At 39.5% G+C, this 22,456-nt stretch carries 21 protein-coding genes and 1 riboswitch; of the genes, 8 read left to right on the forward strand and 13 right to left on the reverse strand.

Going from position 1 to position 22,456, the window contains the following annotated elements; translation table 11 throughout:
* Window positions 1-157 precede the first annotated feature (157 nt).
* Complete coding sequence (locus QF042_RS01510) at window positions 158-1,294, reverse strand: FAD-binding oxidoreductase (RefSeq protein ID WP_307524638.1); 1,137 nt, start codon at window positions 1,292-1,294, stop codon at window positions 158-160.
* Between the two features lie 83 nt (window positions 1,295-1,377).
* On the opposite strand from QF042_RS01510, the gene QF042_RS01515 reads away from it, so the two are divergent.
* Window positions 1,378-2,073 carry a zinc metallopeptidase gene (locus QF042_RS01515; RefSeq protein WP_307524640.1) on the forward strand — a complete coding sequence of 232 codons (696 nt, stop codon included), beginning with the start codon at window positions 1,378-1,380 and terminating at the stop codon, window positions 2,071-2,073.
* A gap of 754 nt (window positions 2,074-2,827) precedes the next feature.
* Here the strand turns inward: QF042_RS01515 and apaG are convergent.
* A complete protein-coding gene (gene apaG, locus QF042_RS01520; protein WP_029274928.1) occupies window positions 2,828-3,214 on the reverse strand; it encodes a Co2+/Mg2+ efflux protein ApaG in 387 nt (128 codons plus the stop codon).
* 35 nt (window positions 3,215-3,249) lie between these two features.
* Window positions 3,250-4,257, reverse strand: coding sequence for a tRNA dihydrouridine synthase DusB (dusB, locus tag QF042_RS01525; RefSeq protein ID WP_307524645.1), 1,008 nt, complete (start codon window positions 4,255-4,257; stop codon window positions 3,250-3,252).
* A gap of 43 nt (window positions 4,258-4,300) precedes the next feature.
* On the opposite strand from dusB, the gene QF042_RS01530 reads away from it, so the two are divergent.
* The 3 genes from QF042_RS01530 to QF042_RS01540 are packed head-to-tail and all read left to right on the forward strand — an operon-like array spanning window position 4,301 to window position 6,267.
* Entirely contained in the window at window positions 4,301-5,227 is a 927-nt protein-coding gene (locus QF042_RS01530) for a CPBP family intramembrane glutamic endopeptidase (RefSeq protein ID WP_307524647.1), read from the forward strand.
* Complete coding sequence (locus QF042_RS01535; RefSeq protein WP_029274925.1) at window positions 5,208-5,414, forward strand: putative signal transducing protein; 207 nt, start codon at window positions 5,208-5,210, stop codon at window positions 5,412-5,414. The genes QF042_RS01530 and QF042_RS01535 overlap by 20 nt, the downstream gene beginning before the upstream one ends.
* Before the next feature lie 43 nt (window positions 5,415-5,457).
* Window positions 5,458-6,267, forward strand: coding sequence for a phosphatidate cytidylyltransferase (locus QF042_RS01540; RefSeq protein ID WP_307524650.1), 810 nt, complete (start codon window positions 5,458-5,460; stop codon window positions 6,265-6,267).
* Window positions 6,268-6,312: 45 nt separating this feature from the next.
* On the opposite strand, the gene QF042_RS01545 is transcribed toward QF042_RS01540, so the two are convergent.
* The 7 genes from QF042_RS01545 to QF042_RS01570 form a co-directional block, all read right to left on the reverse strand.
* Window positions 6,313-7,629, reverse strand: a complete 1,317-nt coding sequence (locus QF042_RS01545; RefSeq protein ID WP_307524653.1) for an IS4 family transposase — start codon at window positions 7,627-7,629, stop codon at window positions 6,313-6,315.
* A gap of 373 nt (window positions 7,630-8,002) precedes the next feature.
* Entirely contained in the window at window positions 8,003-8,182 is a 180-nt protein-coding gene (locus QF042_RS01550; RefSeq protein ID WP_307524655.1) for a hypothetical protein, read from the reverse strand.
* 44 nt (window positions 8,183-8,226) lie between these two features.
* The gene (locus QF042_RS01555; RefSeq protein ID WP_307524657.1) at window positions 8,227-8,646 is read right to left on the reverse strand and encodes a class I SAM-dependent methyltransferase; all 420 of its coding nucleotides are present in this window, start codon (window positions 8,644-8,646) and stop codon (window positions 8,227-8,229) included.
* Between the two features lie 60 nt (window positions 8,647-8,706).
* The gene (locus QF042_RS01560; protein ID WP_116250396.1) at window positions 8,707-9,093 is read right to left on the reverse strand and encodes an acyl-CoA thioesterase; all 387 of its coding nucleotides are present in this window, start codon (window positions 9,091-9,093) and stop codon (window positions 8,707-8,709) included.
* A 296-nt stretch (window positions 9,094-9,389) separates the two neighbouring features.
* Window positions 9,390-10,091 (reverse strand): hypothetical protein, encoded by a 702-nt coding sequence (locus QF042_RS26305; protein ID WP_373459055.1) that lies wholly within the window; start codon window positions 10,089-10,091, stop codon window positions 9,390-9,392.
* A gap of 19 nt (window positions 10,092-10,110) precedes the next feature.
* Window positions 10,111-11,724: a 5-methyltetrahydropteroyltriglutamate--homocysteine S-methyltransferase gene (gene metE, locus QF042_RS01565; RefSeq protein ID WP_373459056.1), complete on the reverse strand. Its 1,614-nt coding sequence runs from the start codon at window positions 11,722-11,724 to the stop codon at window positions 10,111-10,113.
* A 197-nt stretch (window positions 11,725-11,921) separates the two neighbouring features.
* Window positions 11,922-12,130: riboswitch (cobalamin riboswitch) on the reverse strand.
* 237 nt (window positions 12,131-12,367) lie between these two features.
* Window positions 12,368-12,640, reverse strand: coding sequence for a hypothetical protein (locus tag QF042_RS01570; RefSeq protein ID WP_307524661.1), 273 nt, complete (start codon window positions 12,638-12,640; stop codon window positions 12,368-12,370).
* A 113-nt stretch (window positions 12,641-12,753) separates the two neighbouring features.
* Between QF042_RS01570 and QF042_RS01575 the strand changes: the two genes are divergently transcribed.
* Both QF042_RS01575 and QF042_RS01580 read left to right on the forward strand, forming a co-directional pair.
* Window positions 12,754-15,450 carry a M14 metallopeptidase family protein gene (locus QF042_RS01575; RefSeq protein WP_307524663.1) on the forward strand — a complete coding sequence of 899 codons (2,697 nt, stop codon included), beginning with the start codon at window positions 12,754-12,756 and terminating at the stop codon, window positions 15,448-15,450.
* Between the two features lie 264 nt (window positions 15,451-15,714).
* Complete coding sequence (locus tag QF042_RS01580; RefSeq protein WP_307524664.1) at window positions 15,715-16,431, forward strand: DsbA family oxidoreductase; 717 nt, start codon at window positions 15,715-15,717, stop codon at window positions 16,429-16,431.
* 234 nt (window positions 16,432-16,665) lie between these two features.
* Here QF042_RS01580 and QF042_RS01585 read toward each other — a convergent pair whose 3' ends face one another.
* The 3 genes from QF042_RS01585 to mfd all read right to left on the reverse strand — a co-directional run bounded on the left by QF042_RS01585 (window position 16,666) and on the right by mfd (window position 21,449).
* Window positions 16,666-16,884: a DUF3820 family protein gene (locus QF042_RS01585; protein ID WP_025141651.1), complete on the reverse strand. Its 219-nt coding sequence runs from the start codon at window positions 16,882-16,884 to the stop codon at window positions 16,666-16,668.
* Window positions 16,884-18,020 (reverse strand): ATP-binding protein, encoded by a 1,137-nt coding sequence (locus QF042_RS01590; RefSeq protein ID WP_307524667.1) that lies wholly within the window; start codon window positions 18,018-18,020, stop codon window positions 16,884-16,886. The genes QF042_RS01585 and QF042_RS01590 overlap by 1 nt, the downstream gene beginning before the upstream one ends.
* 90 nt (window positions 18,021-18,110) lie before the next feature.
* Window positions 18,111-21,449: a transcription-repair coupling factor gene (gene mfd, locus QF042_RS01595; RefSeq protein ID WP_307524669.1), complete on the reverse strand. Its 3,339-nt coding sequence runs from the start codon at window positions 21,447-21,449 to the stop codon at window positions 18,111-18,113.
* 230 nt (window positions 21,450-21,679) lie between these two features.
* Between mfd and QF042_RS01600 the strand changes: the two genes are divergently transcribed.
* Window positions 21,680-21,982, forward strand: coding sequence for a DUF2752 domain-containing protein (locus QF042_RS01600; RefSeq protein WP_307524671.1), 303 nt, complete (start codon window positions 21,680-21,682; stop codon window positions 21,980-21,982).
* Window positions 21,983-21,987: 5 nt separating this feature from the next.
* Window positions 21,988-22,356, forward strand: coding sequence for a TM2 domain-containing protein (locus tag QF042_RS01605; protein ID WP_029274914.1), 369 nt, complete (start codon window positions 21,988-21,990; stop codon window positions 22,354-22,356).
* Window positions 22,357-22,456: the final 100 nt, after the last annotated feature.

Consider the following 22,456-nt stretch of genomic DNA (forward strand, 5'->3'; position numbering starts at 1 on the left):
TTCGAGCGGAGTGCAACGAAGTCGAGAACCCGAAGGCTCAGCGAAGCTAAATCTATTTTACAGATCTCTCCGTTCCGCTGTGCTTCAGTCGAGATGACGTAACCGTTAGAAGGATCTTTTAAATTAAAACCAACTCAGTGAACTCTGCGTTTAAAATTTATAGACGCTTCAACAACATCTCTGCCACATCTTCTCCTGTTTGTGCACCAATTGCGATACCCATCCCATTGCACCTGGTAGCGCAAAAGATATTTGGCTTAACTTCTTCGATAAGTGGTTCGAGTGTTTTTCCAAAGGCCATAATACCGCTCCAGCGATAATCGATTTCATAATTAACCTTAGGGAGAATTACCTTTTTTAATAAATCTTCCAGTGCCAGCTGAACCGGTTCAGTTTGGCCGAATTCGGTTGTTTCTTCAGCTTTAAAATCGATATTTCTGCCGCCACCTAATAAAACTCTGTTATTTATATTTCTGAAATAGTAAAAACCCTTATCGTAATGGAAGGTGCCAGCTATTTTTAAATCTTTAATGGGTTTGGTAATTAAACCCTGGCCGCGGCCTGGACTAATATCAATATCAGGCAATAAATCTTTTATAAATGCATTTGTGGTGATCGCCAGTTGCTTACAAAAAAAGTTTCCATTTTTGGTTAGTAACCGCGAACCGGATATTTCTGGTTGAATTCCATCTACCGTACAATTATTAAATATGCTAACGCCTAGTTTTTGTGCGTATTGAATTAAAGCAAACATCATTTTACCGCTATCAATCTGTGCTTCGTATTGGTTTTCGATTAAAGTTCTGATGCCTTCAAAACCAAAGGAACTAATTTTCTTATTGGCAAGGCCAAAAGCATTTGCCCCAACAACATCGTTAATAAGACGGTTAAAATGTTCAATTTTGGATACACATGTGTCGGCCAAAACAAAGGCATCATTTTTAAATAATTCATAGCCGCCTAAACATTGGTAATCAATGGTTTTATCGCCCAATAAGCTGCGTAGTTTAAGCAGGCCCTTCCAGCGTTTTTCTATAAGGACTGCCAGGTCATCTAAACCAGCACATTCTTCTTGCTCCATGAGTTCAGAAATGCTACCAAAGCATGCAAAACCCGCATTTTTGGTGCTGGCACCTGCTGGCAAAAAGCCCCTTTCGAGTAGGGCAATTTTTAAAGTCGGAGCAGTTTTTTTAAGTTGGATAGCCGTATTTAAGCCTACAATTCCACTGCCGATAATAATAATATCGTAAGTAAAAAATGACTCCTTCTCCCAATATGAAAACGCTGTTGGCATAGTATAAATGTACCATTTTTTAACCTTCAAATAATATGGGAACGCTTTTTGATATATGCTAAACGAAAAACATACAGAAGAAAATGGGAGTTTATTTAATATTAATCATCCCGGTATTATTGCTGAGCATGTTTGTACAATGGCGGTTTAGAAATAAGTTTTCTAAGTATGCCGAAATGCAACTTAGCTCAGGTTTATCGGGCAAAGAGGTAGCAGAAAGAATGCTACATGATAATGGGATATACGACGTGAAGGTGATGAGTACCGAAGGACAACTAACAGATCATTACAATCCATCAGATAAAACCGTTAATTTAAGTACAGATGTATACTATAGCCGAAGCGTAGCAGCAGCAGCAGTAGCGGCCCACGAATGTGGACATGCCGTGCAACAGGCTAAATCGTATAACTGGTTACAGTTAAGAAGCAGCATGGTTCCGGTGGTAAGTATATCATCTAATCTTTTACAATGGGTATTATTAATTGGTGTATTGCTAATAGGCTTTACCGGTAATCCAATCGTTTTGGCTATTGGTGTAGTAGGTTTAGCGCTGGTAACTATATTTAGTATCATTACTTTACCAGTCGAATTTGATGCCAGTAACCGAGCATTGGCCTGGCTAAAAAACAATAATGGTGTAATGCAGACACAAGAAGAAAATGCGCAGGCTAAAGATGCACTTTGGTGGGCAGCCATGACTTATGTGGTAGCAGCTGTTGGTGCATTAGCCAATTTATTGTACTATGCATCGATGCTTTTTGGAAGAAATAGAGATTAAAGACATATCGAATTATGAAAAGCACAAAGCGGCCGGGATTTAATCCTGGCCGTTTTTGATTTATACATTTATTATTGTGCCGTCGAGCATGTATCATAAATATAAATTGTCATCCTGAGCTTGTCGAAGGACTTAGTTAAATACACTTGTATGTGTTTCGACAAGTTCAACATGACAAAATCTACCGAGAAATTATCATTATGATACAGTCTGCTTTTTAGCATGAGGTTGCTATAAGTGGGTATATTAATTATACACATCATGCAGTAAACGTCAAAATGAAATACGGCAGTCGCTTTTCTATAAAAGTCTATTTTTTGGAAAGCAGGTTTTGTGGTGCTTAGGCCAGCTCCGGTCCCGCTCCCGCTTCTGCCGATAGAAAAAATCGGCATCCCGCTTTGATCGGGTTTAGGTGGCACAGTCCGTTCTACTAGGTAGAGTTGCAGGTTGCAGAAGAAGGTTCCTATTTGCATCATGCGGTTAAACCTTTAATAGTTGCAGCAAAACTGCGGTTTAAACCTGATTGCAGTGGCAGCTCCCGATTGAAAAGAGGGACTATAGCGGAAAGCAGGAATAACCTAAAAATGGAACACTGAAATTGCTTTTCTATCCCTCATCTATACTAAAAGGTCTCGTCATCTCGACTGGATTGCAATCCCGAACTTTCGGGAGAGGGATCTCTGGATCAAATTAAACTTTATAGATTTCTCCACTACGGTCGAAATGACGATTTGTGGTAGGATGGAATTAAGGATTAATTCAGTTTATAAGGAGCGATTAACTGAAACTCCGGAATATCAACCTCGAACTCAGATCCATCTATATCACGTTTCATTAAGTATGCACCTTTCATGCTGCCCATATCGGTTTTTAGATTACATCCAGAAACATATACATGTGTTTCGCCAGGCTGGATAATGGGCTGTAAACCAACAACGCCCTCACCTTCTACCTCTCTTCGGCTACTGTTCGAATCGAAAATAAACCATTGGCGACGCATTAATTGCACAGCATAATCAGAAAGATTAGAAATTTCTACGCGATAAGCGAACATATAATGCTCGTTGGCCGGATTTGAATATTCTGGCTGGTAAACTGTCTCAACTGAAACTTTAACTCCGTCTGTAATAGCTGTAACCATGATATTTACGAATGTATAAAAAATCCTTTCAAAAATCAAGCCATTACTCTGGTAGCATCATAGTCAGCAAATTTTTCTGCCACTTCTTCTAAAATACTGTAAATGTTGTTGATATCTGGTTCGGCCACCAAACGCATGCGGTAAGGTTTAAAATCTGGCAGACCTTTAAAATAATTTGCATAATGGCGACGCATTTCGAAAATTCCGGTTTTAGGACCCTTCCATTCCAGCGATTTATCTAAATGTGTACGGCAAACTTCAATGCGTTCTTCAATAGTTGGTCCGGCAAGGTGTTCGCCTGTTTTAAAGAAGTGTTTTATCTCGCGAAAAATCCATGGGTAACCAATGGCTGCACGACCGATCATAATGCCATCTATCTCATATTCCATACGCCAGTTGGCAGCTTTTTCAGGACTATCTACATCACCATTACCAAAAATCGGAATTTTGATGCGTGGATTGCGTTTAATCTCGCGGATAAGCGACCAATCTGCCTCTCCTTTATATAACTGTGCTCTTGTTCTGCCATGAATGGTAAGTGCCTGAATACCTACATCCTGAAGTCGCTCGGCCACTTCGTAAACATTTTTGGTGTTATCATCCCAACCTAATCGGGTTTTAACAGTAACGGGTAAATGCGAAGCTTTAACAACGGCCTCCGTCATTTTTACCATCTTATCAATATCCTGTAATAAGCTGGAACCTGCACCTTTACACACTACGTTTTTAACCGGGCAACCATAATTGATATCAACCAGATCAGGACCTGCGGCAGAAGCAATTTCTGATGCTTCACGCATGTGCTCAATATCGCCACCAAAAATCTGGATGCCAATTGGTCTTTCGTATTCGAAAATATCAAGCTTTTGTAAGCTCTTTGCCGCATCACGGATCAAACCTTCCGAAGAAATAAATTCGGTGTACATCATATCGGCTCCGTTTTTTTTGCATACATAACGGAATGGCGGATCGCTTACATCCTCCATTGGAGCCAGCAATAACGGGAACTCACCTAAATCTATATTTCCTATCTTAACAGACATTTTCTATCTTCAACGATTAATAAAACATACAAAGGTACAAATAATGAATTTTGTAACACCTAATAAGGAGGAAATCAATCCTTTCTTACAATTACTTTTACTTTTATTTTACGCAGTTACAGGCGGGCTTGTATTTGGGATTCTGGCTGTTGTCATCGTTTTGATGATGTATGGCTTAGGAATAATAAGTAATTTGGACATGCTTTTAGCAGGTGATCCTAAATATATTGGTGGTTTTAAAGTGATACAAATATTAAGTTCGATCGGAACATTTATTTTACCTCCAATCGCCCTGGCCTTAACAGAAAGGAAAAAAGTAGCGGAATTTTATCTGTTCAGGCAACCAAAATTCTTATTAGTTGTGCTTGTTTTTGCTATTATGATATTGAGCATGCCATTTATGGAATGGACTGTGATATGGAACCAGAAAATGGTTTTACCTGATTTTTTGCATAAGATAGAACAGTGGATGAAGGAAAAGGAAGCTATTGCAATGAAAATAACCATTCAATTAATTACTGTACGCAGCAACTTCGATTTCATTGTAAACCTCGTTATGATTGCGGTTTTACCTGCAATTGGCGAAGAATTAATGTTCCGTGGAGGTGTGCAGCGATCGTTAAACAGGGCTTTTAACAATCCACATCTAGCTATTTGGTTATCGGCCATAATTTTCAGTGCCATCCATGTGCAGTTTTATGGTTTCGTGCCACGGATGTTATTGGGTGCGGGTTTTGGCTACCTGTATTATTTTAGTGGAAGCATCTGGTATGCCATGCTGGCGCACTTTATAAACAATGCCTATGCGGTTTGTGCTGCTTTTTATATGCAAAAACACCATATGCCACTTGATAAAGCTGATGAACCGATCGGTTTTCCATGGTATGGCTATTTAATTAGTGCAATAATTACCATAGCTTTGTTCAAAATTTTTAAAGATAACGCAACACGTGAGCGAAAATTGGGTTAAAGTATATACCACCAGCGATGCCTTTGCGGCCGAGGTATTAAAACAGGGATTAACAGAAGCCGGAATTCCGGCAGTAACGATAAATAAACAGCTCTCGGCATATAATATTGGCGAAATAAATGTTTTGGTGAATAAGGTAGATTTTGATAAAGCCATAGAATACATCGTTGAAAACGAAATTGAATAGTGATAATGACCTTAAACCTTAACCCCTTTACCTCTTACCTAAAATGAAAACCAGGGCAATAACCGCTTTCTTTTTTACCATAGTAATGCTTGGCTCTATCCTACTGGGGAGTTACACCTTTACTATATTTTATCTCGTTTTAAGTGTTTTGGCTTTGTTTGAATTTTACAAGCTGATTAAAAACTCTGGCATCAGGCCGCACCGAAATATTGGTTTGGTAGCTGGCTCACTAATATTTTTGATGGCTGCAGGTTTACACTACCTCAAATACGATGTTAAATACCTGTTGCTTTGTATCCCGCTAATTTTTTCGGTTTTTATTACTGAGCTGTATAAAAAAAACAAGATTCCATTCGCCAACATCTCCTACACTTTTGTTGGTTTTGTTTATGTAACCATTCCTTTCTGCTTTTTTCATGCCCTGGGTTTTTTGAAAAATTGGAATGAATATAACTTTCATCTTCCTTTGGCATTTTTACTGATGCTTTGGGCAAACGATACTGGTGCTTATCTTTTTGGAGTAAAATACGGTAAACGTAAATTGTTCGAGCGCCACTCGCCAAAGAAAAGCTGGGAAGGCTTTTTCGGAGGCATGCTCACCAGTGTTTTGGTCGCTTTTGGTTTATCTTTTCTGTTTACCGAAAGTCCAGCCTGGGTTTGGATCGGTATGGCCATATTAATTGCAAGCTTTGGTACATTGGGCGATTTAGTAGAATCGATGCTTAAACGAAGCTTGGATACGAAAGATAGTGGTGGTTTATTACCGGGGCATGGTGGTTTGTTAGATCGTTTTGATGGGTTGTTATTGGCCGCCCCCGTGGTTTATGCTTATCTGTATTTGATTTTGTATTAAAATTGACTTTATCTATCGTCCTCGTTTGTAACCATAGCCGTTAACCTAAGCTTTGAATATCTCGTTTAGTATTTGGAATGCTGCTTTTTTTCCTTTTTTAGGTTCTAATAAGAGTGATTGAATTATTGGGTATATGTATTGATCATACCATTTTAGGGCACTAATTTCTTTTCTTGCCATCTTCCTGATGACTTGTGCGATTACCCTGAGGTGCTTGAAGACTTTCCATGTCGAGCAGGATCGATTTTTAAACTTTTGGGTAGCTATTGAATCGATACACTTGTATATTTTCCAGTTTACTACTATCCTGAGCAATTTAGCAAGAAGCTGACATTCAAGACGGGCTTTCTTCACTGCTTTTACTTTATGGATCCCGAAAAGTGATTTCCAGCTCTTGAACATAAGTTCTATCTGCCATCTCAGCCGGTATAGCTCGGCCACCATTTCGGTTCCGAGCCTGTCTTTTCCTGCATTGGTTATGAACAGACTGAACCTTGCCCTGTTTTTGTATTCATCGGTTAGGGCATAACCCTGTCTTTTTGCCTGGACGTTCGCTTTTCTGATCCGTTCTTCCCATACTGCCCGAGGTACAGGTACAGCTACCAACCTACATTCCACAGTTTCATCTCCTTTACCAATGGTTACGCAGACCTCACTTATATTCTGTCCTACAGCAGCCATAGCCTGGTATTTTTTTGCCCAGTCGATATATTGTCCCGTTTCTGTTTCCACGGGTCTACAGGAGGGATGTAGCCTGTTTAAGAAATAAGCCTGCCGCCTGGCAATTCCTAACAGATAGCTCTGGGTAACATACCCCAGGTCTCTGATGTGTAGCTCACCCTTGCCTATACGGTCAATGTGTGCGCCCGAATATCTTTGGTCGTTCTCTGTTGCCCGTGTGAAATCAAGTGTTTTCCAGCAGCCGCTCTTAATGTCAAAGGCATACTGGATATTCATAAGTGAATTCCCTGCTGCAAAACGGCCCATAGGCGGATAGGCTTCCGAAAACCCCTTTGGAAGATGGAATTTACAGGAGTCAGCGATGATAACAGCTGAAAAGGCTGACCAGTCCCTGGCGTCAGCAAAATCCATCCTGGTCAGCATCTGATCGGAAAGAACAGCCTGGACAAACTCCACACTGCTCTGGTTAAAGCGTTTATGCAGTGCAACCTTGCTCACGCGGATACCGTTGTGTATCACCATGTCATCGCAGGAATCCTGAATACTGAGCTGCCCATGTTCCAGATCAGCGAACATCAGGCACTCCAGGAAATGTTCGGGCGCAAGCTTCGAAGACCGTTTCATGAAACCTGTTCTGCGTGCGGTAGCACGTACTTCATCAATATCCAGCAGGCGGTCCAACTCTGGGGAAAGAACATTCAGTGAACTTTCGCAAATAATATCGGACGATAGAAATAATGCACTTTTTCCCTAAGAAATCGAACATCGTTAAAAAAAATGGTATTTTTAAAATAGAAAAAGGCGGTACTTCCACCAAGAACTAACCGCCTTTTAACTAATAAAAAAACAAATATGGGAAAAATCTAATTGCTTCGCACAGTGGCGAAGCCCTGTCTATTTCCCAACTTAAAATCTACTTTTAAAAATTAAGTTAACGGCTATGGTTTGTAACGAGGATGAATGAGATTCACATTTGCAATGTGGTTGTGCTACTAGCGATACAATCGCTATTCTCGCTAATCCTCGTTACAAACGAGGACTATAATGTTGTTTCTTATGCATTAGCCGTTACAATGTAATATTCCCTTTCTATCTGTTCGCCGGTTTTACTTTGTAACTGCTCTAGTTTTTTAAACGTATTTTTAATGGCAAATCTCGCTTTTTCTAATAGTTCTTTTACGGTTTCTACTTCGTAAAGTGTAAAGCCATAAGGAGTAAAAGGGAGATTTTTCATGAAATTTTTATCAGCAAAACAGATAGCCAAAGTGCCGTCAGGTTTTAGTGTTCGCTTGGATTTGTCCAAAAGTAGATTGTATTAACCGTAAAAATTTTATCAAACCGATTATCCTCAAATGGTAATGTAATGCCATCTGTTAGCTGGAAGTGAACCTTTCCTTCTGTAATGAAATCCTGATTGATCTTCCTGGCTTCAGCAATAATAGTTGCAGAAATATCAGCACCAAAATAATGGAGATTTTCGGCTTGTAACAATAACTGCGCAATATGCCCGCCGTTACCGTGACCGATTTCTAAAACAGTTTCATTGTTTTGAAGATCTAATGCCTCAATTGCAGAAATAGTCATACCAATATTATTGGCATGCATCATCTCACCTGTTTTAATGCCGTGCCCGCCTTCAGGACAGCCCAACTGCCTGGCAATATTTTTTAAGTCTTCTTCTGAAAGTTGCTGTTCCATGATCAAATTTAATGATTTGGGGCTCATGATTTTTACATCTTTTTGGTACAGGCTTATAAATTATTTAATCACTTGAACCGGCTTTTTATTTTCATCAATGGCCACAAAAGTAAAATCCCCGCGTACGGCCAATTCTCTTCCTTCGGCATACATCTGTTCGATATAAATTTCTACATTAACCTTTAAACTGGTATTGCCCACATGGTTTACCTTGCCGATAAGCTCTACGATAGTGCCTGCTGGGATTGGTTTTTTAAAATCTATCCTGTCGCTGCTCACGGTAACCATAATCTGACGGCTAAAACGGGTTGCAGTAATAAAAGCAACCTCATCCATTAAATGCATGGCTGTTCCGCCGAAAAGGGTATCGTAATGGTTTGTTGTATTTGGGAAAACGGCTTTAAAAATACTGGTTTTAGAATTTTCTATTCTTTCTTCTAGGGTCATGGGTTAAATATAGGTGCTGTAAAAAGCTTTGGCAACTTTCTGGTTATTTTTAGTAGAAAGTTGCCAAAGTAAAAGGTTTGCGTATGAGAAATGGATACTGGAAACGCAAAAATAAATGTGCTTTCAGTATTTCTGGTAATGCAATTAAGGGGTGAAATAACTAAAAAGATGTCATCCTGAGCTTGTCGAAGGACAGTCTTTTTAATTATTTCACGATAAGGGTCTTCGACAAGCTCAGACTGACAACAATCGAATTCTTAACTTAATAGTATTGGTTTCTCAGTGGCAAAATAGAATTAATTCACCTGAAGATCTGCAGCAAGTACCTCTTCGGTTTTACGCATTTCTTTTGCGGCTTCAACCATTTCTATTAAGGCCTTTTTGGTTTCGTCCCATCCGCGGGTTTTTAAACCACAATCCGGGTTTACCCAGAGTTGCCCGGAGGGAATAACAGCTTTTGCTTTTTTGAGCAATTGAACCATTTCTTCCCTCTTTGGAACCCTTGGAGAGTGAATATCGTATACACCTGGGCCAATTTCATTTGGATATTTAAAATCTGCAAAAGCGTCTAATAATTCCATCTGCGAACGTGAGGTTTCAATAGTGATTACATCAGCATCCATATCGGCAATGTTTTGGATGATATCGTTAAACTCCGAGTAACACATGTGCGTGTGGATCTGCGTATCGTCTTTCACGCCGCTCGCCGAAATTTTAAAGGCTTTAACGGCCCAGTTCAAATAGTTTTGCCAATCAGCTTTGCGCAATGGTAAACCCTCTCTAATGGCTGGCTCATCAATCTGGATGATTTTTATCCCTGCATTTTCCAGGTCGCAAACCTCATCCCGAATGGCCAGGGCAATTTGAGTGCAGGTTTCTGATCGTGGTTGATCATTACGTACAAACGACCATTGTAAAATCGTTACCGGACCAGTTAACATACCTTTCATGTATTTTGAGGTAAGCGACTGTGCATAGGCAGTCCACTTTACGGTCATGGGTTTTGGGCGCGAAACATCACCAAAAATAATAGGTGGGTTTTACACAGCGCGAGCCATAACTCTGCACCCAACCATTTTTAGAGAAAGCAAAACCATCCAGCTGCTCACCGAAGTATTCAACCATATCGTTACGTTCAAATTCACCATGAACCAAAACATCCAGATCGATTTCTTCCTGCCAGTTTACGGCTTTTGCAGTTTCTTTGGCGATTAAATCGTCATATTCTTCAACGGTAAAAGTTCCGTTTTTTAGTTTTGCTCTCCAGCTTCTCACTTCTGCCGTTTGCGGAAATGATCCGATGGTTGTAGTGGCATAACTTGGCAGATTAAGCTCCTGTTGTTTGATTTTTCTGCTCGAAAACGGACTTAAACGTTCTGCATCCTGCTCTTTTAATCCTAAAACACGTTGTTTAACTTCAGGATTGTGGATGATTTTAGAAACTTTACGGTTAGCAATCGCGATCTTATTTTCCTCAAGTTTTTGCAGGGTAGATGCAGGGCTTTCGTTGGTGATCAGTTTTTTTAAGGTAGCTATCTCCGCAATTTTTTGTTTCGCATAAGCCAACCACTGTTTAATTTCTGCCGACAGATTTTGTTCATTGGTTTCAATGTCTAAATCTACCGGTGAGTGGATTAGGGAACAAGATGGGGCGATCCACACTTTATCCAAGCCTCTTTTTTCTGCAACTTGATTAATGATTGAAACAGATTTCTCGAAATCATTTTTCCAGATGTTTCTTCCGTCTACCAAACCTAACGAAAGGATGGTATCTTCTTTTAACAAAGCTAAAACATCCGCTAATTGACCTTCAGCACGTACCAGGTCGATATGTAAAATATTTACCGGGAGTGAAGTAGTTAGTGCTAAATTATTGCCCAGGCCTTCGAAATAGGTAGCCAAAACAATTTTTAACCTTGGGAAAGCCTTTCTGATCTCTTTATAAGCATATTCGTAAGCTTTTTTGTCTTTTTCGGTAAGGTCTAAAGTCAAAAATGGCTCATCAAACTGAACATACTCTACATCCAAAGCGTCTAATCGGGATAAAATTTCGATATAAACCGGAAGGAGATTTTTGATCAGATCGATCTTTTCAAAGCCAGCTTCTTTTTCTTTTCCCAATAAAAGGTAAGAAACCGGGCCAATTAAAACAGGCTTAGTCGCAATGCCCAATTGTTTTGCCTCATAAAACTCATCGATAATTTTGGTGGAGAAAAGTTTAAACGGCTGATCTTTGTAAAATTCAGGAACAATGTAATGATAATTGGTATCGAACCATTTGGTCATTTCCATCGCTACCACATCCAGACCTTCTTTTTGATAACCCCTGGCCATGGCAAAATAGAGATCAAGTTCAGAATTTCCTTTTTTCAGGATCACTTCGTTATACCTTTTCGGTATTGCCCCAAAAGTTAAAGAATGATCGAGCACATGATCATAAAAAGAAAAGTCGTTTGATGGAATAACATCAATTCCAGCTTCTTTTTGAAGGTTCCAGTTTTCGTGGCGAATGTTTTTTCCCACCTGAAGTACATTTTTGTACCCAGTTTTATCTGCCCAGTAATTTTCGCAGATTTTCTTTAATTCCCTTTGGCTACCTATTCGCGGATAGCCCAGATTTTGCGTTAGCATCTCTTTTAAAGATTAAGTAAATAAATCGTTTAAAAGCTCTTAAAGCAATATTTTATAATGTTTTTTGTTAGAAATAAAAAAGGAAAGGTTTGGGCACAAACAACCTACTCATCAGCCAGAAGCTTAAAGCAAGCATATAAAATGGTTAATTTTATGTTGTACAATCAGACCTGACCAATTACTTTATAACGCGAAAGCACCGTCAATTCAATATAGGCAGGTCTCCTGACTTATTCCCGGTCTTATCGCCTTCCCATCCCGGTAAACGGCACAGTGGCATGAATGATAAGACCGTTGTCTTTTTAACAAAAAGACAGAATTTACAGTTGCGCGACAGCTCGTGATTTGCACACGATTCCCTATTAATCCCGGTTGTATTCCGGGAACCTGTATCGGTTGATGAAAAATAAAGTTAAGAACTTACATCAGGACAAATGTATGGATTAGGATTTAAAGATTAAGGTATTTTTGTAAGCATTGATTTTACCACCTCCATACAAATGCTCATCAGTTAGAGACTATGTGGACATATATAGTAAATATTTTTCCGCTCTATGCCGCGGAGGCATGGTACTTTGGAGCGCCAAAGTACCCAAAGCGCTTCGTCAATCCAACAAGGAGCCTCCACACGCCCTCTCCCTCATCAAAAAAACAACGGCACTTTGTTTTGTTCGTTGGTGCTAATTGAATGTTTTTGCAGATTTGAACACAAAACCACTGCGTTAAGGTTTGGGTGTGCTAAGGGGTTCTGTCCTGCATCTGTTTTTTTGATTTCCTGCTCTTGGGATTGACGACGTTCTTCGGTATAACCTGTTCGTTTTTTCAAAGCAAGCCAGCATAGTGCCTTAGAAAATTTCAACGCCGCATTAAATAATAAATTAGGTGAGCGTACATAAACACTTATATCTGTGTGCATCCTTTTTATCTGTGGTTAATAGTATGCTCATAGAATCACTTGTAACAAATTTACAGCAAGCCGTTTTTGGAGCTTATTCTCTATTATATTTGATTACCTAACTAAACCTTATTATGATAAAAATCTACTTTAAAAGGCTTTTTATTGCTTTTTTAATGATAAATAGCTGTGCAGTACTGGCCCAGGAAGTGCCAACGCCAAAATCTCATTTTGGTTTTGATATCGGTGACGATTATCAACTGGCCAATTATACCCAAACAGAAGCTTATTTTAAAAAACTGGCGGCAAGCTCTGATCGCATTAAACTGGTTGATATTGGCAAAACCGAAGAAGGCAGAAGTCAGTATATGTTAATTGTTTCTTCACCAGAAAACCTCAAGAAATTAGACCGCTACAAGGAAATTTCGCAACAGTTGGCACATGCAGAAATTACATCCGAGCAGGCAAAAGCATTAGCCCAGGAAGGTAAAGCGGTTGTTTGGATAGATGGCGGCCTGCATGCCAACGAGGTAGTGGGTGCGCATCAGCTGATCGAAACCGTTTATGAGTTTGCTTCCCGAAAAGATCCTGAAACCCAGCGGATTTTGGATAACGTAATCATCTTGTTTACCCATGCCAACCCTGACGGGCAAGAACTGGTGAGCAATTGGTATATGAGAGAGAAAGACCCCAAGAAAAGAACAACCTCAGGTTTGCCTGTTTTGTATGAAAAATATGCAGGTCATGATAACAACCGTGATTTCTTTATGTTGAACCTTAAAGAAACACAAAATATTGGTCGCCAGCTTTTTGTAGAGTGGATTCCGCAGATTATGTATAACCACCATCAGGCTGGTCCGGCAGGAACCGTTGTTGCAGGCCCACCCTACCGCGATCCTTTCAATTATGTTTTCGACCCAACCTTATTAACCAGTTTAGATGCCGTAGGTGCGGCCATGCACAACCGCATGAATGTAGAAAACAAACCCGGTTATACCCAGCGCGGAGGATCGGTTTATTCTACCTGGTACAATGGAGGGTTAAGAACCACAACCTATTTTCATAACATGATCGGGCTCCTAACCGAAATTATCGGGAACCCCACACCCTCTGAAATTCCGTTGGTTCCTTCGAGATTATTACCAAACGGCGATTCGCCAAACCCGATTACCCCGAGGAAATGGTATTTTAAAAACTCGATCGACTATTCGGTATCGCTAAATTATGCCGTTTTAAATTATGCGCAACGTTACCGCGACGAATTGTTGTACAACATTTACCAGATGGGCAGAAATTCTATTGATCGTGGTAAAAAAGATACCTGGTCTTTTTCTCCTAAAAAAATAGAAGCCATTAATAATGCTGCCAAAGGTGAAAAAGGTGCTCCGGTTGCTGGAGGCGATGCCGATTTTGGCTCCCGACGTCAAATTAGCATGAAAGCTTTTGATACGGTGATGAAAGCTCCTGTAAACAGAGATCCACGGGGATATATTTTATCTGCAGATCAGCCGGATTTTAATTCTGCAGTGAAATTTTTAAATGCTTTGATCAGAACAGGTATCGTGGTTCAAAAAGCAACAGCTTCATTTGCCGTTGCAGGGAAAAATTATCCTGCCGGAAGTTATGTAGTAAAAACGGATCAGGCTTTCCGTCCACACGTTTTGGATATGTTCGAACCGCAAGATCACCCTAATGATTTTAAATACGAAGGAGGCGCACCCATACCACCATATGATGCGGCTGGATGGACATTAGCCTATTTGATGGATGTTAAATTTGATCGGATTCTCGACGATTTTTCTGGTCCTTTTGAGAAAAACCCTTATGGGCAATTATTAAAATCTGATCATAAATTGCCAGGTGGATCGGGCTATGTGTTAAGTGCGGCGCAAAACGATTCTTACACTGCAGTAAACGATCTATTAAAAAATAAAGTTGAGGTTTACCGCTCTACCGGGAATGGCGATTTTTATGTTTCATCAGCAGGGAAATCAATACTGGAAAAAGCCAATATCAAATTAAAAAGCGCAAATGCGCCAAAAGATAAAATTAAAATTTCCGCCAGAAGAATTGCCCTTTGGGATACCTATGGAGGCTCAATGGCATCGGGTTGGGTGCGCTTTTTAATGGAGCAATATCATTATAACGCAACGGTAATTTATCCGCAGGATATTGATGCCGGAAACTTAAAATCTAAGTATGATGTAATTATTTTTGTGGGAGGAGCAATACCATCGGTACAAGGAGGAGGGTTTGGAAACAGGTCTTTTGGGCCAAAAGCAGAAGAAATTCCTCAGGAATTTAGGAATCGTTTAGGTAGGATTACTGCAGATAAATCGATTCCTGAATTAAAGAAATTCTTAGAAGCAGGTGGCAATATTGTAACCATTGGTAGCAGTACTAATTTAGCCTATCATTTAAATCTTCCTGTGCGTAATGCAATGGTAGAAATTGTAAACGGAGAGGAAAAACGGTTACCAGCTGAAAAATATTATGTTCCGGGAAGTGTTTTGAATGTTGGCGTAGATACCAGCTTGCCAACAAATTGGGGAATGGAGAAAGAGGCCGACGTTTATTTCGATAATAGTCCTGTTTTTAAGCTCACAGGCGACGCCATTGCAGCTGGAAAGATTAAACCATTAATGTGGTTCGAAAACACCACACCGCTGCGCAGTGGCTGGGCCTGGGGCCAGGCTTATTTGCAAGATGGTGTAACCGCTTTTGAAGCAAAAGTTGGCAAAGGAAAATTGCTTGCCTTCGGGCCGGAAATTGCTTTTAGGGCGCAAACGCATGGTACTTTTAAACTGATATTTAATCAGTTGTATAAGTAATGACAATCAAGTCTGTCGCATTTATGCTATTTCTTCAGCCGACTGCTACTGAAAAATCTAATAATATTAAGGGCGTCATTTCGACTGAAGCGTAGCGAAATGGAGAAATCTTTTAAGATAGCTCAAAGATTTCTCCACTGCGGTCGAAATGACGATATCTCAAGATAAAAACTCTATTGAGACGTGAGAGCCACTATCCTGAACGATAGTGGCTTTTTACTTTGAGCTTACCATAGCCAATTATAATCATCCTAATTTTGTATTATGAAAGTAGAAATCTGGTCGGACGTAATGTGTCCGTTTTGCTATATCGGAAAAAGACATTTTGAACAGGCGATAGAAAAATTGCCTTTCAAAAACGAAATTGAAGTGGATTGGAAGAGTTATCAGCTCAACCCTGAGTACCACAATACCAATAACGAAACCGTTTACGATTATCTTTCTCGAAGCAAGGGAATGCCAATCGAGCAGGCTAAACAAATGACCAAGCAGGTAGTTGATATGGCTGCAAGTGCAGGTTTAACTATGGATTTTGACGCCAATATTCCTGCCAATACCTTTAACGCTCACCGTTTAATCCATTTGGCGGCAAAGCATAACCTTCAGGATTTAGCAGAAGAAAAGTTATTCGAAGCCCATTTCGTAAACAGTAAAAATATTGGTGAAACGAATGTCTTGATTGATCTTGCCGTAGAAATTGGTTTGGATAAAGATGAGGCGGAATCAGTTTTGAATGGAAATGAGTTTGCTGAGGCTGTTCGTTATGATATTTATGAAAGCCAGAACCTGGGCATTAGAGGGGTTCCTTATTTTGTAATGGACCGCAAATACGGTGTTTCGGGTGCTCAACCTGTTCAGGCTTTTACTGATGCGCTTACTAAAAGTTTTACAGAGTGGAAGGAATCTCAACCCAAAACCAGGCTGACTTCATTAAATAAAAATGATGATGCGGTTTGTGATGAAAATGGTTGTGAGATATAGATTTGTTTCCCGCAGATTACGCTGATCAACGCAGATTTTTTCTGCAAAGTTCATTTAGATCTGAGGGACTTTAATATGAAAATCCATAGAAAACCGTCATCTCGACTGAAGCGCAGCGCAATGGAGAGATCTGTTTAAATAGATTTAGCTTCGCTGAGCCTTCGGGTTCTCGGCTTCGTTGCACTCCGCTCGAAATGACGGTATATTTAGAGGTTTATCTCCTTTAGTGATGCATCACCGCTGATTTTTCAACGGCGTTAACAGATACTCTAAACCATTTACCCGTATTTCGAACATCGTAGCCATTAAATCGCCCAATTTTCCTTTCGGGAAGCCTTTATCCTTATACCACAGCAGATAACTTTCGGGGATATTGCAGATCAGGTAACCTTTGTATTTTCCATAGGGCATTTGCATTTTAACTAAATCGAGCAACAAGGTGGGGTCTAACATTATAATATAAAATCTAAATAATTTTCTTTGTTTATTACAGCAAACGTGGCTTGTGGGTAATTTTTAGCAAAAAATCCGGGTATTTTCTTTTTTTGATTGCCCCATTTAAAATCAGCAGCTAAAATTTCTCCATTTTTAACCTCTATTAGGTCAATTTCCTGTTGATCATAAGTTCTCCAAAAATAATAGATAGCACTTTGCTGTTCATATTCCATTTTTTTGATGCGCTCGCTAAAACAATAATTTTCCCATAAAAGTCCTTGATCATTCCGGAGCGCAATTAATCTAAAATCATTAATAATAGCGTTCCGAATGCCGTTATCATAGAAATACCATTTAGAAGATTTTGTAACCTCCTTACGTAAGTTATTACTGTATCCGCCAACTTTGTAAATGATAAAGACTTTCGAAAGTAAATCAAGATAGCGATCTACCGTATTTTTGCTGATGCCCAAAGTGCGCGAAATCTCATCAATTGAAACTTCTGACCCCACTTGGTATGCAATAAGTTTTAATAACTCCAATAATTTAGCACTGTTCTGGATGTTCTCGTACATCAAGATATCTTTTAGCAGATATGATTTTACCAGTTCTATTAAATATTGTGCTTTTTCAGCCAAAGAACTTAAATGGAATAATTCTGGGTACGATCCAAAAATTAAGCGTTCTTCGAGGTTCTGCGCAGTTTGTAAAGCATTTTCCTGTTTGTCCAATTCAACCTGTGCTATAGGATAAAGATAATAGGTTAAACTTCTTCCCGTTAGTGGCTCTCCTGTTTGGTTCGAAAGATCAAAAGTAGATGATCCACTTGCAATGATGGTCAGATCTTTGAAAGTATCGATCAGCAACTTTAATATTTTTCCAATTTCAGGGATTACCTGAGCTTCATCAATCACAAGTAATTTGGCACTTCCTAAAACTCTTTTATAGTTGGCCGCAGTTCGTGTAGATAATAATACCTGTACATCCTGATCTTCCCCATTTAAGGATAGATAGTCAATGTTGGCATCTTTGATGATATTTTCTACAAGCCAGGTTTTCCCTACTCTTCTGGTACCAAAGATCAGGATTACCTTATTCTTCCCTAATTTGTCGAGAATAATTGGTTGTAAAGATCTAATAATTTGACTTTCCATTTAGCCAAATATAGCAAAAAACGTTAATTCAGTCAATGGACTGACTGAATTAACGTTAATTCAGTCAGTCCATTGACTGAATTAACGTTTTTAATCAATTAGCTCCAAAGTTTGGATCGCTTCTTCAACGGTACTTACATTATCGAAAGCGATCCTCAACGTGTTTTTTACCTCTTTTAAATTGCACATACGTGGATGATTTTGCGCAAAGGTTAAAATCCTGGTAAAAGTATTCGAATCAAAATAAGCTGATTGTTTATCACTCAAGAAATATCCGCGTAAACTATTTTTCTTAAAGCTGATTTTCTCAAAACCCAATTTTTTGCCCAGCCACTGTAAACGCACCACACTGAGCATGGTTTTTACCTGTGGTGGAACCGGGCCGAAACGATCAGCTAAATGTTTTTCAAAAATGGCTAATTCAGCCTCGTTATTGAGTTTAGAAAGTTCTGTATATAAATTATACCGCTCGGTAATATTGGTAATGTAAGCATCTGGAATATACAATTCAAGATCGGTATCTACCTGTGTAAAGCCTACAAACGGACGGGCAGGTTCATTTTCGAATAAGCCTTTAAACTCTGCCTCTTTTAGTTCCTGAATGGCTTCATCCAATATTTTATGGTACATTTCGAAACCGATTTCGGCAATGAAACCACTCTGCTCGGCACCCAGTAAGTTTCCGCTTCCACGGATATCCAAATCGCGCATGGCCACATTAAAGCCACTGCCCAGATCAGAAAACTCTTCAATGGCGCTTAAGCGTTTACGTGCTTCGGAAGTTAAGGTAGATAAAGGTGGTGAAAGCAAATAACAGAATGCCTTTTTATTGCTTCGGCCTACCCTGCCACGCATCTGGTGCAGATCGCTCAAACCAAACATATGCGCATGGTTGATGATAATGGTATTGGCATTGGGGATATCTAAACCAGCCTCGATAATTGTGGTTGCCACCAAAACATCTTTTTCTCCATTAATGAAATCCAGCATTACATCTTCCAGTTGATCTCCATCTAATTTTCCATGCGCAATACCAATCCTGGCTTTTGGAATCAGTTTCTGGATTAGTCCACCTAGTTGCATCAGGTCGTTTACCCGGTTATGGATAAAGAAAACCTGTCCGCCGCGGTCTAATTCAAACTGAACGGCCTCCTGAATCAGCTTGTCGTTAAAAACATGTAACTCGGTACTCACCGGCTGCCGGTTTGGCGGCGGTGTACTGATGATCGATAAATCCCTGGCACCCATTAAAGAAAAATGCAATGTTCTAGGAATCGGGGTTGCTGTAAGCGTTAAAGTATCAACATTTACACGTACTGCTTTTAACCTTTCTTTTGCGGTAACACCAAATTTCTGCTCTTCATCTATAATCATGATGCCGAGATCTTTAAACTTCACGTCCTTACTTAATAAACGATGTGTGCCGATTAAAATATCAACTTTGCCTGAAGCAGCTTCGGCCAGTGTATCTTTAATCTGTTTACTGGTTTTAAAACGGTTGATATAGTCTACCGTAACTGGGAAATCTTTTAAACGTGATGAGAAGGTTTTAAAATGCTGTAAAGCCAGAATGGTTGTTGGTACCAGGATCGCCGCCTGTTTGCCTTCTGCTACTGCCTTAAATGCAGCACGTACCGCAATCTCTGTTTTTCCGAAGCCAACATCACCACACACCAATCGATCCATTGGATGTGGCGATTCCATATCCTTTTTCACATCCTGGGTAGCTTTTAACTGATCGGGGGTATCTTCGTAAATAAAAGAAGCCTCCAGTTCGGTTTGTAAATAGCTATCTGGCGAGAATGCAGTTCCGGCCTGGGTTTTACGCAAAGCATAAAGTTTGATCAAGTCCCGGGCGATGTCTTTAACTTTTTTTTTAGTAGTTTTTTTTAGCTTGTCCCAGGCATCAGTACCCAGTTTGTTCATCTTAGGCACACCGCTTTCTTTGCCACTGTATTTGGCAATGCGGTTTAGCGAGTTGATGTTTACATAAAGCAGGTCGTTATCAGCATAAATTAAACGGATCATCTCCTGGGTTTTTCCATTTACCTCAACTTTTTCGAGCCCGGCATATTTACCAATCCCGTGATCAATATGAGTAACATAATCGCCAGATTTCAGCTCTCTTAAATCTTTTAGGGTAATGGCCTGGCTTTTCTGATAACCTTTTTTAAGCTTGTACTTATAGTAACGATCAAAAATTTGGTGATCGGTATAAAATGCAGTCTGAATCTGCGGATCTATAAAACCCTCACGCAGCATGCTATTGATCGGCGTAAACTTGGCCGTTTTATCAATATCCTCTAAAATAGCATATAACCGTTCGATCTGTTTTGGCGAATCGGTAAAAATAAAATTAACGATTCCGGCCTTTTCGTTCTCCTTTAAATTATGGATCAGGAGATTGAAATCTTTGTTGAATGAAGGTTGCGGTTTGGTTTCAAACTCAAAACGGTTATCCGTTTTATAAAAAAACTGCTTGCCGAATTCGATAATAGGAAAATCCTGTAGATGATCGCCCAGTAATTTTTCGTCTGTAAAGGCAAACTTCGGATCAATCCATTCAGGGTTTTGGGTTTTATCTGTCACAGATAAAGCTTTCCAAAGTTCAACCGCTTTCTTAAAACCGGCTTTAATGATATCAAGGGTAAACTCAACATCCTTAAACCAAAGTTGCGTATCCTGATCAATATAATCAAGAATGCTGATATTGCTTTCGGTTAGAAACTTCGCCTGAACATTCGGTACAATGGTTAACGATTTAACATCTTCTACAGATAATTGACTTTCGATCTCAAAACTTCTGATACTTTCTACTTCATCGCCAAAAAATTCGATGCGATAAGGAAGGTCAGACGAGAATGAAAATATATCTACAATGCCACCGCGGATAGAAAACTGCCCTGGTTCGTAAACAAAGTCTCTTCTGTCGAAATCGTAATCAATTAAAAATTCATTAATAAAATCAATGCCCAACTTGGCGCCTAAACTAATTTCTAATGTGTTTTTTTCTAATGCAGAGCGGTCAATTACCTTTTCAGCAATGGCTTCGGGGTAAGAAACCACAATTTTGCCGTACTCCGAATCGTGGTTCAGCTCATTCAATACCTCTGCACGGGCCAGCACATTAGCAGTATCTACCTGTGTAAAATCGAAAGATTTGCGGTACGAAGAAGGGAACAATAAAACCTGCTTATCCAATACACTTTCAAGGTCAGATTGAAAATAAGCGGCTTCTTCCCTGTCTGGCAAAACGAACAGGATGGGCTTGTGTAATATGAAATAAGAAGAAAGTGCAACGATAGCGTCAGCCGAACCCACCAATCCCTTTAATTGTATCTTTGGGTTTTTGCTGCTGTTCAACGCTTTGGTAAATAGGGTTACCCTGTCGTCGGTTTTGTATCTGTTTATTAAATCGCGGATGTTCAAGGCACAAAAATAAGCTTATCTTTTAATATTAACCCGCAATTTGTGTAAAGGTTTTTTTAACTATTTTTGGCTGGGTGGCGATGTGAAAATTAAATTGAGGAAAGAAATAAGTCTTATTCTTAGATTCCATTACTCGTTTTGTCGAAATATATCCCCCTTTCGTCGATTAAGGGCAAATTGATGTAACAAAGGGATCCCTATAACCTCTAAATTATATAAAAAGTGAAACAATGAAATACATTAAAAGCTTTCCACTAGAACTTTTTTTCTGGGTAGCGGCTTTAGTATTACTGGGAACAGCGAATAGCCACGAGCATCACTTTACACTTTGTCCCTTAGCCAATTTAGGCTTTGAAGACTGGTGTCCGGGATGTGGTATAGGCAGGTCAATCAGTCATATTTTACATGGCGAGTTTACCGAAAGCTTTTCCGAACATTGGTTTGGGTTTCCGGCGCTTTTGATAATAGTTTATAGAATTTACACATTGATAAAAAATAAAAATAAGTTTAAAATTTCAACCACAAATACATAGAAACCATGGATATATTTCAATCACCTCTAATGTCGTTACCAGGCATAACGCCAGAAGAATTCTCATATTTACAACAGGCCACCACCGGATTAACCGAGCAGCAGTTGCGTAACTTCTTAATGGTTTACAGCAGCAAAAGGAAAAACCCATCAGATATGCTTATATTCTGTTTAATCGGTTTATTTGCTGTTCCCGGATTGCAAAGGTTTATCATCGGGCAGATCGGAATGGGTATTTTATATCTCTTAACCGCAGGCTTATGTTTTATCGGATCGATCATCGATGTGGTAAACCACAAAACCCTGGCTTTTGAGCATAACCAGAAAATGGTTTTTGAAAGTTTACAGATGGTAAGAATGGGCGGGTTTCAGTAAGCCTTTCATTTTTAATAGGATTAATATTTTTTGGAAAGCAAAGACAGAGCAATTTTTAATGTTCGTCCCGCCATACACGACAAGTCCGCACCCGATGAAA

This window comes from Pedobacter sp. W3I1 (assembly GCF_030816015.1).
Taxonomy (GTDB): domain Bacteria; phylum Bacteroidota; class Bacteroidia; order Sphingobacteriales; family Sphingobacteriaceae; genus Pedobacter.

Coding starts and splice junctions, on each gene's coding strand:
- QF042_RS01575 (WP_307524663.1), top strand. CDS start 12,754: ATGATAAAAATCTACTTTAAAAGGCTTTTTATTGCTTTTTTAATGATA.
- QF042_RS01600 (WP_307524671.1), top strand. CDS start 21,680: ATGAAATACATTAAAAGCTTTCCACTAGAACTTTTTTTCTGGGTAGCG.
- QF042_RS01530 (WP_307524647.1), top strand. CDS start 4,301: ATGAATTTTGTAACACCTAATAAGGAGGAAATCAATCCTTTCTTACAA.
- QF042_RS01510 (WP_307524638.1), bottom strand. CDS start 1,294: ATGCCAACAGCGTTTTCATATTGGGAGAAGGAGTCATTTTTTACTTAC.
- apaG (WP_029274928.1), bottom strand. CDS start 3,214: ATGGTTACAGCTATTACAGACGGAGTTAAAGTTTCAGTTGAGACAGTT.
- QF042_RS01580 (WP_307524664.1), top strand. CDS start 15,715: ATGAAAGTAGAAATCTGGTCGGACGTAATGTGTCCGTTTTGCTATATC.
- QF042_RS01555 (WP_307524657.1), bottom strand. CDS start 8,646: ATGGAACAGCAACTTTCAGAAGAAGACTTAAAAAATATTGCCAGGCAG.
- QF042_RS01560 (WP_116250396.1), bottom strand. CDS start 9,093: ATGACCCTAGAAGAAAGAATAGAAAATTCTAAAACCAGTATTTTTAAA.
- metE (WP_373459056.1), bottom strand. CDS start 11,724: ATGCTAACGCAAAATCTGGGCTATCCGCGAATAGGTAGCCAAAGGGAA.
- dusB (WP_307524645.1), bottom strand. CDS start 4,257: ATGTCTGTTAAGATAGGAAATATAGATTTAGGTGAGTTCCCGTTATTG.
- QF042_RS01570 (WP_307524661.1), bottom strand. CDS start 12,640: ATGCACACAGATATAAGTGTTTATGTACGCTCACCTAATTTATTATTT.
- QF042_RS01550 (WP_307524655.1), bottom strand. CDS start 8,182: ATGAAAAATCTCCCTTTTACTCCTTATGGCTTTACACTTTACGAAGTA.
- QF042_RS01540 (WP_307524650.1), top strand. CDS start 5,458: ATGAAAACCAGGGCAATAACCGCTTTCTTTTTTACCATAGTAATGCTT.
- QF042_RS26305 (WP_373459055.1), bottom strand. CDS start 10,091: ATGACCGTAAAGTGGACTGCCTATGCACAGTCGCTTACCTCAAAATAC.
- QF042_RS01585 (WP_025141651.1), bottom strand. CDS start 16,884: ATGTTAGACCCCACCTTGTTGCTCGATTTAGTTAAAATGCAAATGCCC.
- QF042_RS01590 (WP_307524667.1), bottom strand. CDS start 18,020: ATGGAAAGTCAAATTATTAGATCTTTACAACCAATTATTCTCGACAAA.
- QF042_RS01515 (WP_307524640.1), top strand. CDS start 1,378: ATGGGAGTTTATTTAATATTAATCATCCCGGTATTATTGCTGAGCATG.
- QF042_RS01605 (WP_029274914.1), top strand. CDS start 21,988: ATGGATATATTTCAATCACCTCTAATGTCGTTACCAGGCATAACGCCA.